The following is a 17,094-nucleotide window of genomic DNA, read 5'->3' on the forward strand; positions in this document are numbered from 1 at the left end:
GGGCGGGACTACAGACTCGATTCTGACTCTGACCAGTACAGACCGTGGGAGACTTCTCGTCCCGCCCCTTCTACCCAAAGCGCCGATAAGGAATTCATCGGTAAACCGACGATAGAGACAAGCCAGCGCAACGGTAGACCCCAACAAGCACTTAAACCCTAGCTCCGAGGATTTGTCATGACAATCCTTACTTCGCAGACGGTTGTTGGTATCGATATCGCCAAGGCCCAAATTGCTGTCTATCGCACCGACCTGCAAATCATTCAAGACATCAAGAACGATCGAACCACCCTTAAACGTTGGCTTAAAACCCTGCCCGCCCAAAGCGCTATCGCCGTTGAAGCCACCAACATTTACCACCTGGACACGGTTGAGTTGGCTCATGAAATGGGTCATCAGGTCTACGTGGTGGACGCTTATCGGGTAAGTCATTACCGCCGTGGCGTCGGACAACGAGCCAAGAATGATCCCTGCGATGCGCGTTTGCTGGCGCGTTACTTGGAGAATGAACAAACCAAACTGCGGGTCTGGAGCCCGCCACCCAAGGCCTACAGCTCACTGAAAAGCCTTCTCCATAGACGTGCAACGCTGATCCAGAACCATGCTGGGCTGATGTTGAGTTGGGCCAATGAACCCTTGTTGAAGAAAGTGCAGGCCGCTCAGCAGAAGGCATTCAAGCAAGCGGATCAGGCTATTCAGAAACTGCTGCGCAAGGTCAGCAAAGAGGCAGGGATTGAGGCGAATATTGATCGCTGCAAAGCCATAGAAGGCGTTGGGGAGCTGACCGCAACGGGGTTAGCGACGACTTTTATGCGGGGCGATTTTGCGAACAGCGATGCGTTCATCGCATTCCTGGGAATGGACTTGGCAGTCGACGATTCCGGCAAGAAGAATGGGCGGCGGTACCTGACCAAAAAAGGAGATCCGGAGGTTCGTCGTTTGGCTTACAACGCCGCAATGGCGGCGTGTCGCTCGTCTAAATGGAAGCCGTTTTACGAGGCATACCTGGCTAGAGGCTTCTCGAAAACCCAGGCTTTGGTCGCCTTGGCCCGAAAGCTCTGTCGGGTGGCATTTGCCCTGATGAAAAATCAGAGCGAATACCTGTCAGCCTGAGAATTCAGGGTTGCCGGGCAACATAGAATCTCCCACATTGGATTTGCGTACACCGCAGGTCCCCTGTAGGAGCGAGCCTGCTCGCGATGAGGCCATCAGCGACACCACAGAATCATTGGGTGCGAGGCTGATCCGGCAACAACACCGGCGAATTTTCCGGCGCTGGGCCTTCCTCTTCCTGCCCGGCCATCGCATGTTTCGGCATCAAAACCTGCTGTGGATAAGTCTGCGCGAAATGCACCCACGGGCTGTTATCCACAAGCTTTTTCAAGCGCTGGTTAAACGCCCGGCTCACCGCATATTGCCCACCCGACACCGTGCGGAACTGTGCCGTCAGTACCACGCCGTTGAGGTCCATTTTGTCGACGCCAAACACGTCCAGCGGCCCTTGCAGGTTGTACTTGAGAAACGCGTCCTCACGGATCGAATCCCCCGCCTCACGGATCAACTCGATCGCCTTGTCGACATCGGTGTCGTAGGTGAACTGCACCGAGAAAAACGCATAAGCGAACTGCCGCGATTGGTTGGTCACGGCCTTGATCTGACCGAACGGCACCGAGTGCACAAAGCCCTTGCCGTCACGCAGGCGCAAGGTGCGGATGGTCAGGCCCTCGACGGTGCCGGCGTGGCCGGAGTCGAGCACCACCCAGTCGCCGATCGACAGGGTGTCTTCGATGATGATGAACAACCCGGTGATCACGTCCTGCACCAATTGCTGCGAGCCGAAACCGATGGCCAGGCCGACCACCCCGGCACCGGCCAACAACGGCGCGACATTGATCCCGAGGTTGGCCATGGTGGTAATCGCGCAAATCACCACCAGGATGATTTTGATCGCGTTGCGCAGCAGGGGCAGGATGGTTTTGACCCGCGTGCTGGGCTGCGTCGTGCGTTTGTTGAGCGGCGGTTTCAGCGCTTCCTGGATCGCCGTATCAAGCACCACCCACAGCAACCAGGTCACTAGAAAGATCAGGCCCATACTGCTCAACGACTCACTGATCGCCCGACCTACCGAGTTTTGCTCGGCGAATTCGAACAGCGACACGCCCCAGATACGCCCGAGGATTTCGATGAAGGCAACGGCCATGACAATCCGCAGCAACGCGTGCAGCAGACTGAGAAAACGCTCCTTGTAGGCGCTGCTGTGCTGGATCGCTGTGACCTGACGCGACTTGAACATGTGCTGGAAAATCGTGCTGAGAAATACCGTGGCGATCAGCAGGATGGTGGTGAACAACGCACAGCGCAGGGCCTTCTGATTGTCGTCGCCAACGCCGAGCAGGTTGATCGCCGAGACCATCACCATCAGCAGGATCGGCCAATACCAGAGCCCGGAAAAAATCCGCAGGGATTCTTGCAGTGACGGCTGTTTTAGGCGCTGGGCCAGCGGCCGGTTACGGATCAGGTGCGCCACTGGGCGGCGCAAACGAATCACCAGTAATCCGAAAATGATCGAGACGAAAAAACCGGTGAGCACTGCTGCGCTGCTGGTGATGTTGCCGCCCAGTTGCCGGGCGATTTGCGGGCTGGTCAGCGCGTCGCTGAGCGCGGCGAGGAAGCCGATCAGGAACAGCGGTCGTGGGCAGAAATCGCGGATGATCTGCACCGCCGTGCGCTTGTGGCCGGTGTTGAACATGACGATCACGCAGAGCAGCATCGACGTCGAGAAAATACCGCTGCTGGTGGCGTAGGCGAAACACAACGCCAACGCGCGGCCCACCGACGCGGGCAGGAAATGGCTGACGTAGAGGGTCAACGGCAGACAGATCACGGCCGGCAGCGTGTAAGGCAGCACATAATTGAGCAAGTCCTGACTGCGCTGGCGGGTGCGCAGCCAGCGGCCCTGGTTCAAGCGTTTGGCGAGGATCCCGCCGAGTACGGTGAGCAAGGCAAAGCTGCCGAGCCAGACGCCGGACAACATCAGGAAGTCGCCGATCACGCTCCAGCCTGAACGGCTCGAGGGTCGATTGACCAGTTTGTCCACTTCATCCGCCGCCCGATCGGCCCGCAGGCGCCAGGCGTCGACCAGGTCTTCGTTGAGGTCGAGCTTGTCCTGAACGTCGTCGATGCTGGAACTGATCGCCCCGAGCAGACCGCCCTGGACCAGCGGTTCAGGCTTTGCCGGTTCCTCGGCAGCGGCCGGAACCCCCGGCAGCGTGGCGGCTTCCAGCTCGTTGCTGCCCAGAAACAGCAACGCCCCCAGTAGTATCGCGGTCTTGAACTTGAGCAAAACGGGAAGCTCCTTGGGAAGGGTCTGTAAGGAACTGATCGGCAAATGGCGGGCAAGTTCGGTTTTCACCGTGAGATAACCAACGCCGCAGTTTCCCCTGTGGGAGCGAGCCTGCTCGCGATAGCGGTGGTTCAGACACATTAATGCTGAATGTGTCGCCGCTATCGCGAGCAGGCTCGCTCCCACATTGAACTGTGTCGCACCGTTGATATTTGACCTCAGCGCAAATATCAAATGCCCACCCCTCTATTTTTCCGCACAACCCAAACCCCGACACTGCGCTCCATCAATCAAACCCACCGGAGTTGCAGTCATGCCCATTGCCTTGCTCGCGCTGACCCTCAGCGCCTTCGCCATCGGGACGACCGAGTTCGTCATCGTTGGCCTGTTACCCACCATCGGCGCCGACCTCGGCGTCAGCCTGCCGTCCGCCGGCCTGTTGGTCAGCCTTTACGCCCTGGGCGTTGCCATTGGCGCCCCGGTGCTTACCGCCCTCACCGGCAAAGTCCCGCGTAAATTGCTGCTGTTGTCGCTGATGGTGCTGTTCACCCTCGGCAACCTGCTGGCGTGGAAAGCACCCAGTTATGAATCGTTGATCCTCGCGCGGATCGTCACCGGCCTGGCTCACGGGGTGTTTTTCTCGATTGGCTCGACCATCGCCACCAGCCTGGTGCCGAAGGAAAAAGCCGCCAGTGCCATTGCGATCATGTTCACCGGCCTGACCGTGGCGCTAGTCACAGGCGTACCGCTGGGGACGTTCATCGGTCAGCATTTCGGCTGGCGTGAAACCTTCCTCGCCGTGTCTGCATTGGGTGTGATCGCCTTTACCGGCAGCCTGCTTTACGTACCGAAAAACATCGCCCACAGCAAACCCGCTTCGCTGTTGCAGCAATTGCAGGTGCTCAAGCAACCGCGGCTGCTGCTGGTGTACGCCATGACTGCGGTCGGTTACGGCGGCTCGTTCATCGCCTTCACCTTTCTGGCGCCGATTCTTCAGGACATTTCCGGCTTCAGCGCCGGCACCGTCAGCCTGGTGCTGCTGGTCTACGGCATCTCGGTGGCGGTCGGCAACATCTGGGGTGGCAAACTGGCAGACAAGCGCGGCCCGATCAGCGCGCTGAAGATCATCTTTGCCTTGCTCGCTGCCGTGCTGTTCGTGCTGACCTTTACCGCCGGTAACCCATGGCTGGCGCTGGCCACTGTGCTGGTCTGGGGCGCGGTGGCGTTCGGTAACGTGCCGGGGCTGCAAGTGTATGTAGTGCGCCAGGCCGAGCATCACACGCCGCATGCGGTGGACGTGGCGTCGGGGCTGAACATCGCGGCCTTCAACCTTGGCATCGCCGGTGGCGCGTGGGGCGGTGGTTTGATTGTTGCGCAAATGGGCTTGATCCACACGGCGTGGATTGGCGGACTGGTGGTGTTGGTTGCGTTGGCGCTGACGGCTTGGAGTGGGCGTCTTGATCGACTTGGCCCGGCCTACGCCGAGCCGGTTGAGGGTTCAGCCCGCATCGTCGCCAGCCACTAACTCCCCCTTGTAGGAGCCGCCTTGCTGGCGATAGCGGTGTGTCAGTCACATAGATGTTGAATGTGCCATCGCTATCGCCAGCAAGCCGGCTCCTACAGGTCCGTGCATCTATTCAAGCTGTGCACCGTCCGTACTCCCGTCGAAACTTTCTCGCTTGCCCCACGGTCATCAAAAGACAGGGGCAACCGGGGACCATTAGACGGGAGGCGACATGGCTGCGATTCACATTGGTATTTCAGGCTGGCGCTACACGCCTTGGCGGGGAGGCTTCTACCCGAAGGGGTTGACCCAGAAGCGCGAATTGCAATTCGCGTCACGGGCGGTCAACAGCATCGAAATCAATGGATCGTTTTACGCCTTGCAACGGCCTGAACGTTATGCCCAGTGGTACGCCGAAACCCCGGCGGACTTCGTGTTCAGCGTCAAAGCACCACGCTTCATCACCCATATCAAACGCCTGCGGGACATTCATAAACCGCTGGCGAATTTCTTTGCCTCCGGGATCCTGGAGCTCAAAGAAAAGCTCGGCCCGATCCTCTGGCAGTTCCCGCCCAATTTCAAATTCGACGTCGAGCTGTTCGAAAGCTTTCTCGAGCAATTGCCCCACGACACCCAACAGGCGGCCGCCCTCGCCCGCCAGCATGATTCGCACCTGCACGGCCCCGCCAGCCTGAAGGCTTACAAGAAAAAGCCGCTGCGCCACGCCGTTGAAATCAGGAACGAGACCTTTGTTGATCCGTCGTTCGTGCGCCTGCTCAAACGCTACAACGTTGCCTTGGTCATCGCTGACACCGCCGGCAAATGGCCGTACCGCGAAGACGTCACCAGTGATTTCGTTTATCTGCGCCTGCACGGTGCCGAAGAGCTTTACGCCAGCGGTTACACCCCTGAGGCGCTGGAACGCTGGGGCGAGCGGATCGACGCGTGGAATCACGGGCAGCAACCGACGGATCCGCACCTGATCGCACCTCGGCAGAAACCGAAAGCGCGCAAGTCCCGCGAAGTGTTTTGCTATTTCGACAACGACATCAAAGTCCGCGCGCCCTTCGATGCACGGCGCTTGCTTGAGCATTTCCATCTCGACAAAGACCTCGCCACCCGTCCAGGTGAACCGGTCGCCGAAGGAGTGCTGTCATGAGTATGTCCGAGCCGGTAGGCACCACCGACGAGCAGCAATCCATCATCACCGCCGTACGCAGTTTCACCGTGCTGACGGTCAATACCCACAAGGGTTTCACCGCGCTCAACCGGCGCTTCATCTTGCCGGAATTACGCGAAGCGGTGCGCAGCGTCTCCGCCGACGTGGTGTTTTTGCAGGAAGTCCACGGCACCCACGAGCATCATCCGCAGCGCTACACCAACTGGCCGACGATGCCGCAGTACGAATTCCTCGCCGACAGCCTGTGGCCGCAGTTTGCCTACGGCCGCAACGCCGTGTATCCGGCGGGTGATCACGGCAATGCGCTGCTGTCGAAATTCCAGATCATTCGCCATGACAACCTCGACGTCTCGATCAGCGGCCATGAGAACCGCGGCATCCTCCATTGCGTGCTGCGCCTGCCTGGAGACGACCGGGAAGTGCACGCCATTTGCGTGCATCTGGGGCTGCGTGAAACCCACCGGACGGAGCAACTCAAGTTGCTGGCGCGACGCCTTGAAGACCTTCCAGATGATGCGCCGGTGATCGTCGCCGGCGACTTCAACGATTGGCGCCAGCGTGCCGATGCGTTGCTCAAGCCCTGTGGTCTGCGCGAGGTGTTTGCCGAGCATCACGGCAAACCGGCGCGCAGTTTTCCAGCGCGGTTGCCGGCGTTACGCCTGGACCGCATCTATGTGCGCAACCTCAAGGCCAGCCGTCCGCAAGTGCTGGCGGCGCGCCCCTGGTCACACCTTTCCGACCACGCACCGCTATCGGTGGAGATCGAACTATGAGCAGCGCACCGATGGAAAAAACCGTTGATCACATACCCGCCACTCCACCGGTGCGTGAACCCGGCGTGGTCGACGTTGAATACGGCTGGCAGGGCAACAACCTCGTGGAAATGCTGGAAAACGGCGAAGACTATTTCCCGCGGGTATTCGAGGCCATGCGCCAGGCCAAGACTGAAATCCTCCTGGAAACCTTCATTGTGTTCGAGGACAAGGTTGGCAATGAGCTGCAGCAGGTGCTGATCGAAGCCGCCCAACGCGGTGTACGGGTCACGGCCAGCCTCGATGGATTTGGCTGTGGCGAGTTGACGACCGGGTATCTCAATGCGTTGAGCCAGGCCGGCGTGCGCCTGCAAATATTTGATCCGGCGCCCAAGCATTTGGGCATCCGCACCAACTGGTTCCGCCGCCTGCACCGCAAGATCGTGGTGGTGGACGGCACGATTGCGTTCATCGGCGGGATCAACTTTTCCGCCGACCATCTGGCCGACTTCGGCCCCGAGGCCAAGCAGGATTACTCGGTTGAAGTGCAAGGCCCCGCAGTGGCCGACATTCACCACTTCGCGCTGCTGCAAAGTGGGCGCCCCGGTCGCGCCAAATACTGGTGGCAACGCCGTCGGCAGCGACGTTCGGAACTGGCATTCAGCGATCACGACGGCCAGGTTCGCCTGGTGTACCGCGACAACGGCGACCATAAGACGGATATCGAGGAGGTTTACCGGCAGGTGCTGCGCAGTGCCCAGCGCCGGGTTGTGATCGCTAATGCCTACTTCTTTCCGGGCTACCGCTTGCTGCGAGAGATCCGCAACGCCGCTCGCCGTGGTGTGGACGTACGCCTGATCCTGCAAGGCCAACCAGACATGATGGTGGCCAAATTGGCCGCGCGCATGACCTACGACTACCTGCTCAAGTCCGGCGTACAGATCTTTGAATATTGCGAACGTCCGCTGCACGGCAAAGTCGCGCTGGTGGATGAGGACTGGAGCACTGTCGGGTCGAGCAATCTCGATCCCTTGAGCCTGTCCATGAACCTGGAAGCCAACGTGTTGATCCGCGACCGCGCCTTCAACCACGACCTGTTCGAACGGCTTGAGGTACTGAGCAACAACCACTGCAAAGCCATGTCAGTGGAAAAGTCACCGCGCGGACGAATCTGGCACATGACCGTCGGCTTTCTGGTGTTTCACTTCCTGCGTCACTTCCCGGCATGGGCCGGTTGGCTGCCGGCGCATAAACCCCGCCTGAAACCCTTCACCCATCCAGCCGGGAGCGACCACCATGAGCCACGTTGAAGCGCACTCGTCGCCTCACGCCGACAGCGCAACACCCGCCCCGGTAAAAAAAACACGTTGGAGCCGCTGGAAAAAACCGCTGACGATGCTGTTTTTCCTGGCGCTGATCGTGCTGTTCACCATGCTCGCCCAGCGCATTGAATGGAACGAAGTCTTCGACACCCTGGCCGATTTCAAGGTGCGCACGCTGATCATCGCGTCCTGCCTGACGCTGGTGAGTTTTCTGGTCTACGCCTGCTTCGACCTGATCGGTCGCACCTACATTCGCCAGGACCTGACCTGGAAACAGATCCTGCCGGTGGGGATCATCAGCTACGCCTTTAACCTCAACCTGAGTGCCTGGGTCGGCGGCATTGCCATGCGTTATCGCCTGTATTCGCGGCTCGGGGTGAGCAAAAGCAACATCGCGAAAATCCTCGGGTTGAGCCTGGCGACAAACTGGTTCGGCTACATGGTGATTGCCGGCGCGGTGTTCAGCAGCGGACTGGTCAGAATGCCCCCGGGCTGGAAGTTGAGCAGCGGTGCATTGCAAGGTGTGGGCGTGTTGTTGCTGCTGGTGAGCGCGGGATATCTGGCGGCGTGCCGGTTTTCCAAACGTCGGGAATGGTCGATTCGCGGGGTGGAAATCAACCTGCCATCCCTGCGCATGGCGGTGCTGCAACTGGCCCTCGGAGCGCTCAACTGGTCGCTGATGGCGGCGGTGATCTTCACGCTGCTGCCGAGCAAGCTGGATTATCCGTTGGTGCTCGGGGTGTTGCTGATCAGTGCGATTGCCGGGGTGATTACCCATATTCCTGCGGGGCTTGGGGTCTTGGAGGCGGTGTTTGTGGCGCTGCTGCAGCATGAAGCGTCGCGGGGGAGTCTGGTGGCGGGGTTGCTGGCGTATCGGGCGATCTATTTTATTTTGCCGTTGTTGATTACGTTGGTGATGTATTTGGTGGTGGAGGCGAAGGCCAAGTCGCTGCGGATTGCCAAGAAACCTTCCTGAGGTTTGTGGTGATACGGACGCCGCTATCGCGAGCAGGCTCGCTCCCACAGGGGACCGCGATCAACTGTGGGAGCGACGGTGCGGCGATCCGACCTGCTCGCGATGATCGCAAGAACACCACGTATCTCACTTCGATTGAATAATGCTCAACCGCTCACCCACGACCATCTCGGTAATCCAGTCCACCAGCATCGAGGTGTACGCCTGTTGCGAAACCGGTTCGCTCAACGCGTGATCGGCGCCATCGATAATCCGGTGCGTCAGCGAATGCGTCTGCTGGCACGCGGCGCGGTAGCTCATGATCGTTGCGTGAGGCACGTAGTCGTCGGTTTCGGACTCCACCAGCAGCACATCCCCGGTGAATTGCGAGCAGGCATGCAACGCGCGATTGCTGTCGGCGCGCACCAGCGTATTTCGGTAATCGCGCAAATCAGCCTTGTCCAGTTCACGTTTGGGCGTGTGCCATTCATCGTCGCGATAGAGCGCCGGCACCCGCAGCGCCAGCCAGCGCACAGGGCGCAACGAAGTCAGGATCGAGGCCAGATAGCCGCCGTAACTGGTGCCGACCACCGCAATGGCGGAAGTGTCGAGCGCCGGGTGGGCGAGCAAGCGGTCATACGCCGCCAGCAGGTCACGCAGGTTGTCTTCACGCGTAACGCGAGTGAGCGGGATGCCGGTGCCGCCGGTGTGCCCGCGCAAGTCGAACGTCAGGCACACGCACCCCAGACCGGCGATGCCTTTGGCCCGTTCCAGGTCCCGCTCCTGGCTGCCGCCCCAACCGTGCACAAACAACACGCCGGGGACTTTCGATTTGGGGCTCAGAAAAGTCCCGCTCATCTGTTCATCGTCGATGTCGATCTGAATGGTTTCGCTTCTAGCCGTCATAGGATTTGACCGTTACGTACTTGAGAAGAAAGTCACTGTTTTCCGCCGGCCCGCGGTACACCTCGATGGCGTCCACCGGCAGCGGTTGATCGATGTAGGTTTCTACCGAAGACACGCGAATCGCGCGCATCTGCGGGTCGTTGACGAAGCTCTGCAACGCGGCCACTTCGGCACTGCTGGCACCGCCCATGCGCCAGGACTGTTCAAGCACGCCGCTGCGCTGTTGGCCGTTGCTGTCCAGGCCTTGGGCGATGTCGTAGTTGCGGCGCGAGGCGTAGAAACCGGGATAGGCCTCGTCCGCTGCGCTGTCGAACACTTGCGCTTGCTGGATCGCCAGACACACATCGTCAGGCAGGTCCAGTTCCAGGAGATCTTCGTAATACCCCTGCACCACCAGTAGATTGGAACCTCCATAAACCTGCTCGCCTCGACCGTCTTCGGTCAAGTATTGATCACCGCAATAACTCAGCACCTTGCCGCCGATAAAGCTCTGGCCGACGCTGTGGGTGATTACTTTGTCGAGATCCTGTTCGAGCACCACGCCTTCGGTGAACAGTGCCTTGGCATCGGGGCGAGCCAGAACGGCGTCGAACTGGTCGAGGCTTTTGATCACTTCCTGTCCACGTCCGGCGCAGGCATGAATCGGCTTGATGCGAATAGGGCCGGCGTAGAGCAAATGCTCCGCCGCTGGCCGCGCATCGTCGAACGAGAACACGCTGAGGCCATCGAGTACGACGTTGCGCACCCGTTGGGAAAACAGCGCAGACCAGCCTTCCGGAGCGTGCGCATTTTTGTTGCGCAATCCGTGGCTGATGGCTTTGGTGCAGATGAAATCGTGGTCAACGTAGCCGCCCCACATATCCTCCGGCCCCGTGACTCCCAATGCCCGGGCGGCAGTGACGCCGACCAGGGTTTGGGTCGGCAAAAGATAGAGATCCCGGCCGTTATGAAGTTCGGGGTCGTAACTTCCGCCGAACTTGAGGCCGAGGATTTGCGCCAGCCAACGGGCCAGCGCACGATTTGTCTCGACTTCGTGCTGGGGTGCCTCGGGGCGGACCGAGTGGGCGACCACCAGTTTCTTGCGATTTGTTGGGGTCATGCGTCCCCCTTCAATCTGCTTTTGATGAATGTAGTTGAAGGGGTGCAGAGATCAAGCCAAGGGAGGTTGGAGTGAAACGGTTTTCAAATCAGACAGTTGCAAGAATCGTGATAGCACGACGCCTGCTCGATTCTGCACGACACCCAGTGGCGACTCCGGCATTTTGCACGATCAAGGCCTTCCACAGAACCCATGTGGGAGCGAGCCTGCTCGCGATAGCGGCCTGTTATGCACCATCAATATTGGATGTTATGGCCCCATCGCGAGCAGGCTCGCTCCCACATTTGGATCTGCTGTGTTCTGGCTATCGAGCTACGGTTGAGGGCGTCACGCCAAACCGTGACCGGTAATCACTCGGCGCCAGCCCGGTGATTTTCTTGAACGTAGCCCGGAACGCCCCCGGATCCTGATACCCCACGGTCCACGCGATGTGATCGATGGTGCCATTGGTGAACTCGAGCATTTCACGCGCCTTGCCGACCCGCAGGTGCTGGCAGTATTCGGTGGGTTTCAACCCGGTCGCCGCGCGGAAGCGGCGCAGGAACGTGCGCTCTTCCAGCCCCGCCCGCTCGGCCATTGTCGTCAACGACACATCGGTCGCCCCGGTGCTTTGCAGCCAATGCTGAACCTTGAGAATCGACGCGTCGCCGTGGCTGAGAATCGGTGAAAAATTGCTGCCGCATTCACTCGCGCTGTCGCTGTGTTCCACCACCAGGAAACGCGCGGTGCCGGTGGCGATACTCGGGCCGAGCAGGCGGTCTACGAGGCGCAAACCCAACTCGGACCAGGCCATCAGCCCGGCGGTGGTGATCAGGTCGCCGTCGTCGACAATGGGCGTATCGGCCTTGAGCTTGATCGCCGGATAACGCTGGGCGAAGGTTTTGGCCGAGGTCCAGTGGGTGGTGGCGCTACGGCCATCGAGCAAGCCACTTTCTGCCAGCAGAATCGAACCCACGCAGACGCCGCCGAGGGTCGCGCCCTGCGCATGTTGCTGACGCAGCCAGCGGACCAACGCCTGCGGTGCCTGGCCTTCGGAAAACCCTGCGATCGACGGCGGAATCAACACCGCCACCAATGGGCGGTCGGGACCCGGATGACTGTCGTAAACCCGCTCGGGTGCCTGCTCTCCATCAACTTGCCAATGGCTGACCCGCAGCAGCGGCAACTGCGCAGACTGATGCTCGTCGGCAATCCGGTTGGCCACGCCGAAGAGGTCGGTCAATCCGTGCACCGCCGCCATCTGCGCGCCGGGATAAATCAGCACGCCGAGTTCGGCGATTGCCCTTTGTGCATCCATTGTCAGTTTTCCCCTTTCTATTGTCGGGGCGGCCAATCCCCGGTCGGCCTGCCAGGGCCAATACTTCATTCCACACCCAACGCACACATTTCGAGGAAACAGTCATGGCCAAGCAAGCACTCATCGTAGTCGATATCCAAAACGACTACTTCCCCCAAGGCAAGTGGCCGCTGGTCGGCGCCGACGCTGCAGCTGACAACGCCGTCCGTCTGCTCAAAGCCTTTCGCGATGCCGGTGATTCGGTGGTGCACATCCGACACGAATTCACCTCCGAAGAAGCCCCATTCTTCACCCCGGGTTCGGAAGGCGCGAAGTTGCACCCCAAAGTCCTGAACCGCGCCGATGAGCCGGTGGTGCTCAAGCACTTCGTCAACTCGTTCCGTGAAACCGATCTTAAATCGATCCTCGACGAGCAAGGCATCAAGGAACTGGTGGTTGTCGGCAGCATGAGCCACATGTGCGTCGATGGCATCACCCGCGCCGCTGCCGATTTCGGCTACACCGTCACCGTGATCCACGATGCCTGCGCCTCACGCGACCTGGAATTCAACGGCGTCACAGTGCCCGCCGCACACGTTCACGCTGCCTTCATGTCGGCCCTTGGTTTTGCCTATGCGAGCGTGATCTCCACTGACGAATTCCTGGCGGCCAGCCACTAACGTCTTAACGTATTGATCAAATTCCGAAAAGTGCCCGCCGCGTTTACGCGCTGCGGGCCTTTTTCGTGGGTCGGAAAAAGTAATACAAAAAATCTCACGCGTGAGCTATTGAGAGTGGCAAAAATTGCCTGTAGTGTTTCCCACGCGTGAGTTTTTCACAACGAGGTCAGCCCCATGAAAAGCAGCTCTCCATCGAGCTCCCCAGACGGGCCCGATACCGATCCAGCAAGCCGCAAGGGAGAGCGCTCGAAACCGTCCGCGAAAAAACCATCGAGCTTTTACATGAAGCAGATGCGCGCGGGCCTGGGTGCCGCCGGTTATGTGAAACACGAGACTTGGGTGCTTCCCGAAAACCGAAGCCTGCTCAAGCAGATGGAGAAACAGCTTCGCCAACCGATTCTGGCTGGCTCATTCATGTCGGAGAATTACATGAGCGCAGGTACAAACTGGAACATCGATCGCCTCTTCAGCGCCCTTCAGGCCCTGGATGAGGTGGTTTCGAACGACATCACGCTTTCTCTCGTTCAAGGCTCCGAGTCCAGCATCAAGCTGGAAATGAACGATTTCGGTGGCTTGCCGATTTACATCGCGGTGGTGGGCGATCAGATCATCGTCGATACCGTTCTGGTCGACGTCGAGTCCATCAACGACGTACCGGCCTTCAATGACGCCGTGTTGCGCAGCCGGGAGATGTTCCCGCTGTCCTCGATCGGTATCGAGTCCATGCCGAACGGGCAGATTGTCTACAACATGTTCGGCGCCCTGAGCTCCGACTCCAGCCTGACGAATATCGTGACCGAGGTTAAAACCCTGGTCGACAACGTCCAGCGCGCCAGCGAAGCCTTCGAACGTTTCTTCAATTAATTATTCGGTAACAGGAAATATCCAATGACTCAGTCCATCTGGAGCAAATTGTTCACCGCGCTGCGTGGCGGTGCCACTGAAGTTGGCGAATCGATCGTCGACCAACAGGCCCTGCGCATCCTCGACCAGGAAATTCGCGATGCTGACAGCGCCCTGGCCAACGCCAAGCGTGAGCTGGTCACCATCATGGCCAAGCACAAACTGTCGGCTGACCGCGTCAGCGAGTACAACGCCAAGATCAAAGACCTGGAATCCAAGGCCCTGGCTGCGATTCAGGCCAACCGTGAAGACCTGGCGCTGGAAGTGGCCGAAGCCATTTCGACCCTGACCAACGAACTGGACGTCGAGCAAAAGCAGGCCACTGAATTCGGCGGTTACGCTGAAAACATGCGCAAAGACATCACCAAGGCCGAAAACCGCATCAAAAGCCTGCGCCAGCAAGTGGACATGGCCAAGGCTCGCGAAAGCGTACAGAAAGCCCAAGTCAGCGCTTCGATTGCCAGTGGCGGCGCCAACGGCAAGCTGGAAACCGCCGTCGGCACGCTGAATCGCCTGCAAGCCAAGCAGCAGCAACGCGCGGCTGAACTGGAAGCTCAGGACCAACTGGCTGATGCATCGACCGGTACTGACCTTGAACGCAAGTTGCGCGACGCCGGCATCACGCCGAACGAAGGCAGCGCCAATGCGATCCTGGAACGCCTGAAGAAAAAATCGGCCGAATAACCGACTCTCGAGTCGAACGCATAACCTGTGGGAGCTAGCCTGCTAGCGATTGCGGTTTGTCAGACAACATTGATGTCGACTGACACTCCCTTTTCGCATGCAGGCTCGCTCCCACAATGGGTTGCGCTTCAGTTTTCAGTGAATCGAGGTCAAGGATGGATGCCCTGAAGGGTTTCAAGACAATCGCAGGCCTGGCACTCTTCATGGTCGCGCTGCAACTGCTCAACGTTGCAACCGGCTACAGCCTCATGGCCTTCGGCCTGATCCCGAGAACCGTGCACGGTCTGCTCGGCATCATCACCTCGCCTTTTCTGCACGCTTCCTTTGCGCACCTGAGCGCGAACCTGATTGCCTTTTTGATTCTGGGCACCCTGGTCATCATCGAAGGACTCAACCGCTTCATTGCCGTCAGCGCGATTATTATTCTGCTGGGCGGCGCGCTGGTCTGGCTGTTCGGCTTTGCAGGCGTACACATCGGCGCCAGCGGCTGGGTATTCGGGCTATGGGCATACCTCTTGTCCCGCGCCTGGTTTCACAGGAGCTGGGGCAACCTGATAACGGCCGGCGTCGTGGCCCTGCTCTATGGCGGCCTGATATTTGGCTTCCTTCCTCGCCAGGGTGTTTCCTTCGAAGGTCATCTGTTTGGTGCGCTCGCCGGATTTATTGCAGCCAAGGTACTTTTCTCCGCGTCGCGCAGCAGGTTTAATGCCGCCCGGTAACCGCACTTAAGCGCTCAGAAGTCGGGGCGATTACTTCGCCGGAACGAGTACCCACGGAGTCAGGGACGAAATGTCGATTTTCCTTTTGTTGCGCATGTACGCCTCGTCCCTCTTCCACCGCTTCGGCTGGGCCGGTCTGGTCATTGCCTTGGGCGTACACCTGATCACGGCGTATCTGGGCCTGGTGCTTCTGGGCGAACAACACCTCACCGCCCCCGCCACGTTTACTTACTTCTATCTGACCACCACACTCACCGTTGGCTATGGCGATCTCGCGCCGCAGACACCGGCGGGGCGAATTTTCGTGGCTACCTGGGTCATGCTCGGGGGCATTGCGCTGCTGACGGCAGCTATCGGCAAAACCACCAGCAGCGTCATCGATGCATGGAGAAAAGGCATGAAGGGCAAAGGCGATTTCACCGGCAAGGTCGGCCATACGGTTCTCATCGGCTGGGAAGGCGCGTCCAGCGAACGGGTCATTGAATTGTTGCTTCAGGACGAAACCTCGAACGACAACCTGATCGTCATTTGCGACTGCACCCTTGAAGAAAACCCGATGCCGGGCAAAGCGACCTTCATCAAAGGTGAAAGCCTGTCCTCCGTGGCGCTGTTGCTGCGCGCCGGTGTTCCTGGTGCCGAACGCGTCCTGGTGCGAACCCATTCAGACGACCTGACCCTGGCCACCGTGCTGGCGGTCAATCAACTGAAACCTGTCGGGCATGTGGTCGCCCATTTCAATGACAGTGAAGTCGCGGCGCTCGCCAGCGCCTACGCCCCTAGCCTGGAATGCACCTCAAGCATGGCCATCGAGATGCTGGTGCGCGCCTCTCAGGATCCGGGTTCGTCAGTGGTCATCAATGAACTGCTGTGCGTGGGTCAAGGCGCCACCCAATACCTGATGAAACTGCCCGAGGCCTTCGAAGCCACGTTCGGCGATCTGTACACACGGATGAAAGAACACCACAACGCCACGCTCATCGGCTATCGCGCCAAAGGTGCCCAACAACCGTCGATCAACCCGCCCAGCGCCACGCGCGTTGAGGGCGGCGAACTCTTCTACATCGCCTCCACTCGCCTCAAGGAAATCTCCAATGGGATGGTTTAAACAGTTGATGGGGCTTGAGGCCCCGAACACGACGACCGAGTCGAAATGGACCGCCAACGAAACCCCGCCGCCGGCCACCGGCCCACTGGGCCTGGGATTGGGCAAAGGCGTGATGTTCGACACCTCCCTGAGATTGTTGCTCGACGGCAACACCACGGTGACCATCCCGGGTTCCCAGCAGATCTGGAGCAACGGCACTGTCGATCTCGGGCAGTCGACCTGGCTGTCGCGCTATTACATGAACGACGAAGACTACTGGCTGCAAGTGCACACTACCGGCGAAATTGCCGGGCAGGTCGAGTCGGTGATTTTGTTCAACTACCTCAGTTACATCACCATCAGCAGTGAAGCGGAGCTGCGTCGGCTGGCCGGTCCGCAAAGCCTGATCGGGCTGCCGACCTACACCCATAACGGCGTCGAATACACCCGCGAATGGGGCACCGAGAATGGCCAGACAGAATTGGTGGCGCTGAGCGAGCAGCTGAAAAATCCGGAAGAGTCCTACGGCATCGAGCACCGTTCGATGCTGTACGCCCGCGAAACAGGCCTGACCGATCGCCGGGAGTTCCTGCTGTTTTCCGTCGAAGAGGACGCCGAAGGCACCATCAGCTTGAGCACGTCGCTGGGCATCTCGCTGTACACAACCGACCTGAATACGTTCTAAAA

General features: G+C 59.4%; 16 protein-coding genes. 12 read left to right on the top strand and 4 right to left on the bottom strand.

Annotated elements, in window-relative coordinates:
• Window positions 1-177 precede the first annotated feature (177 nt).
• Window positions 178-1,113, top strand: coding sequence for an IS110 family transposase (locus ACA070_RS27575; RefSeq protein ID WP_497447458.1), 936 nt, complete (start codon window positions 178-180; stop codon window positions 1,111-1,113).
• Between the two features lie 112 nt (window positions 1,114-1,225).
• Here the strand turns inward: ACA070_RS27575 and ACA070_RS27580 are convergent, their stop codons facing one another.
• The gene (locus ACA070_RS27580; RefSeq protein ID WP_497449106.1) at window positions 1,226-3,343 is read right to left on the bottom strand and encodes a mechanosensitive ion channel domain-containing protein; all 2,118 of its coding nucleotides are present in this window, start codon (window positions 3,341-3,343) and stop codon (window positions 1,226-1,228) included.
• Between the two features lie 313 nt (window positions 3,344-3,656).
• On the opposite strand from ACA070_RS27580, the gene ACA070_RS27585 reads away from it, so the two are divergent.
• From ACA070_RS27585 to ACA070_RS27605, 5 genes are all read left to right on the top strand, one after another.
• Window positions 3,657-4,868, top strand: a complete 1,212-nt coding sequence (locus tag ACA070_RS27585) for an MFS transporter (RefSeq protein WP_497449107.1) — start codon at window positions 3,657-3,659, stop codon at window positions 4,866-4,868.
• 211 nt (window positions 4,869-5,079) lie between these two features.
• Window positions 5,080-6,006: a DUF72 domain-containing protein gene (locus ACA070_RS27590; RefSeq protein WP_497449108.1), complete on the top strand. Its 927-nt coding sequence runs from the start codon at window positions 5,080-5,082 to the stop codon at window positions 6,004-6,006.
• Complete coding sequence (locus ACA070_RS27595) at window positions 6,003-6,800, top strand: endonuclease/exonuclease/phosphatase family protein (RefSeq protein WP_497449109.1); 798 nt, start codon at window positions 6,003-6,005, stop codon at window positions 6,798-6,800. The genes ACA070_RS27590 and ACA070_RS27595 overlap by 4 nt, the downstream gene beginning before the upstream one ends.
• On the top strand, window positions 6,797-8,089 hold the full coding sequence (gene clsB, locus ACA070_RS27600) for a cardiolipin synthase ClsB (protein ID WP_497449110.1): 1,293 nt from the start codon (window positions 6,797-6,799) through the stop codon (window positions 8,087-8,089). Before ACA070_RS27595 ends, clsB begins: the two co-directional genes overlap by 4 nt.
• Window positions 8,076-9,077 (top strand): lysylphosphatidylglycerol synthase domain-containing protein, encoded by a 1,002-nt coding sequence (locus ACA070_RS27605; RefSeq protein ID WP_497449111.1) that lies wholly within the window; start codon window positions 8,076-8,078, stop codon window positions 9,075-9,077. Before clsB ends, ACA070_RS27605 begins: the two co-directional genes overlap by 14 nt.
• 126 nt (window positions 9,078-9,203) lie before the next feature.
• Here the strand turns inward: ACA070_RS27605 and ACA070_RS27610 are convergent, their stop codons facing one another.
• The 3 genes from ACA070_RS27610 to ACA070_RS27620 all read right to left on the bottom strand — a co-directional run bounded on the left by ACA070_RS27610 (window position 9,204) and on the right by ACA070_RS27620 (window position 12,358).
• A complete protein-coding gene (locus ACA070_RS27610; RefSeq protein ID WP_497449112.1) occupies window positions 9,204-9,962 on the bottom strand; it encodes an alpha/beta hydrolase family protein in 759 nt (252 codons plus the stop codon).
• Window positions 9,952-11,061 carry a DUF3182 family protein gene (locus tag ACA070_RS27615; protein ID WP_497449113.1) on the bottom strand — a complete coding sequence of 370 codons (1,110 nt, stop codon included), beginning with the start codon at window positions 11,059-11,061 and terminating at the stop codon, window positions 9,952-9,954. Before ACA070_RS27615 ends, ACA070_RS27610 begins: the two co-directional genes overlap by 11 nt.
• A 304-nt stretch (window positions 11,062-11,365) precedes the next feature.
• Complete coding sequence (locus tag ACA070_RS27620) at window positions 11,366-12,358, bottom strand: GlxA family transcriptional regulator (protein ID WP_497449114.1); 993 nt, start codon at window positions 12,356-12,358, stop codon at window positions 11,366-11,368.
• Between the two features lie 104 nt (window positions 12,359-12,462).
• Here ACA070_RS27620 and ACA070_RS27625 point away from each other — a divergent pair, with 104 nt between their 5' ends.
• The 6 genes from ACA070_RS27625 to ACA070_RS27650 all read left to right on the top strand — a co-directional run bounded on the left by ACA070_RS27625 (window position 12,463) and on the right by ACA070_RS27650 (window position 17,092).
• Window positions 12,463-13,017, top strand: coding sequence for a cysteine hydrolase family protein (locus ACA070_RS27625; protein ID WP_497449115.1), 555 nt, complete (start codon window positions 12,463-12,465; stop codon window positions 13,015-13,017).
• A 282-nt stretch (window positions 13,018-13,299) separates the two neighbouring features.
• The gene (locus ACA070_RS27630) at window positions 13,300-13,881 is read left to right on the top strand and encodes a YjfI family protein (protein ID WP_497449116.1); all 582 of its coding nucleotides are present in this window, start codon (window positions 13,300-13,302) and stop codon (window positions 13,879-13,881) included.
• Between the two features lie 24 nt (window positions 13,882-13,905).
• Entirely contained in the window at window positions 13,906-14,604 is a 699-nt protein-coding gene (locus tag ACA070_RS27635; RefSeq protein ID WP_109635239.1) for a PspA/IM30 family protein, read from the top strand.
• 155 nt (window positions 14,605-14,759) lie between these two features.
• Window positions 14,760-15,323: a rhomboid family intramembrane serine protease gene (locus ACA070_RS27640; protein WP_497449117.1), complete on the top strand. Its 564-nt coding sequence runs from the start codon at window positions 14,760-14,762 to the stop codon at window positions 15,321-15,323.
• Between the two features lie 70 nt (window positions 15,324-15,393).
• The gene (locus ACA070_RS27645; RefSeq protein ID WP_497449118.1) at window positions 15,394-16,428 is read left to right on the top strand and encodes an ion channel; all 1,035 of its coding nucleotides are present in this window, start codon (window positions 15,394-15,396) and stop codon (window positions 16,426-16,428) included.
• A complete protein-coding gene (locus ACA070_RS27650; protein ID WP_497449119.1) occupies window positions 16,415-17,092 on the top strand; it encodes a DUF2491 family protein in 678 nt (225 codons plus the stop codon). The genes ACA070_RS27645 and ACA070_RS27650 overlap by 14 nt, the downstream gene beginning before the upstream one ends.
• Window positions 17,093-17,094 lie beyond the last annotated feature (2 nt).

Source organism: Pseudomonas sp. LBUM1678, assembly GCF_059695575.1.

Coding starts and splice junctions, on each gene's coding strand:
- ACA070_RS27625 (WP_497449115.1), top strand. CDS start 12,463: ATGGCCAAGCAAGCACTCATCGTAGTCGATATCCAAAACGACTACTTC.
- ACA070_RS27585 (WP_497449107.1), top strand. CDS start 3,657: ATGCCCATTGCCTTGCTCGCGCTGACCCTCAGCGCCTTCGCCATCGGG.
- ACA070_RS27615 (WP_497449113.1), bottom strand. CDS start 11,061: ATGACCCCAACAAATCGCAAGAAACTGGTGGTCGCCCACTCGGTCCGC.
- ACA070_RS27650 (WP_497449119.1), top strand. CDS start 16,415: ATGGGATGGTTTAAACAGTTGATGGGGCTTGAGGCCCCGAACACGACG.
- ACA070_RS27590 (WP_497449108.1), top strand. CDS start 5,080: ATGGCTGCGATTCACATTGGTATTTCAGGCTGGCGCTACACGCCTTGG.
- clsB (WP_497449110.1), top strand. CDS start 6,797: ATGAGCAGCGCACCGATGGAAAAAACCGTTGATCACATACCCGCCACT.
- ACA070_RS27605 (WP_497449111.1), top strand. CDS start 8,076: ATGAGCCACGTTGAAGCGCACTCGTCGCCTCACGCCGACAGCGCAACA.
- ACA070_RS27630 (WP_497449116.1), top strand. CDS start 13,300: ATGAAGCAGATGCGCGCGGGCCTGGGTGCCGCCGGTTATGTGAAACAC.
- ACA070_RS27645 (WP_497449118.1), top strand. CDS start 15,394: ATGTCGATTTTCCTTTTGTTGCGCATGTACGCCTCGTCCCTCTTCCAC.
- ACA070_RS27640 (WP_497449117.1), top strand. CDS start 14,760: ATGGATGCCCTGAAGGGTTTCAAGACAATCGCAGGCCTGGCACTCTTC.
- ACA070_RS27610 (WP_497449112.1), bottom strand. CDS start 9,962: ATGACGGCTAGAAGCGAAACCATTCAGATCGACATCGACGATGAACAG.
- ACA070_RS27635 (WP_109635239.1), top strand. CDS start 13,906: ATGACTCAGTCCATCTGGAGCAAATTGTTCACCGCGCTGCGTGGCGGT.
- ACA070_RS27575 (WP_497447458.1), top strand. CDS start 178: ATGACAATCCTTACTTCGCAGACGGTTGTTGGTATCGATATCGCCAAG.
- ACA070_RS27620 (WP_497449114.1), bottom strand. CDS start 12,358: ATGGATGCACAAAGGGCAATCGCCGAACTCGGCGTGCTGATTTATCCC.
- ACA070_RS27595 (WP_497449109.1), top strand. CDS start 6,003: ATGAGTATGTCCGAGCCGGTAGGCACCACCGACGAGCAGCAATCCATC.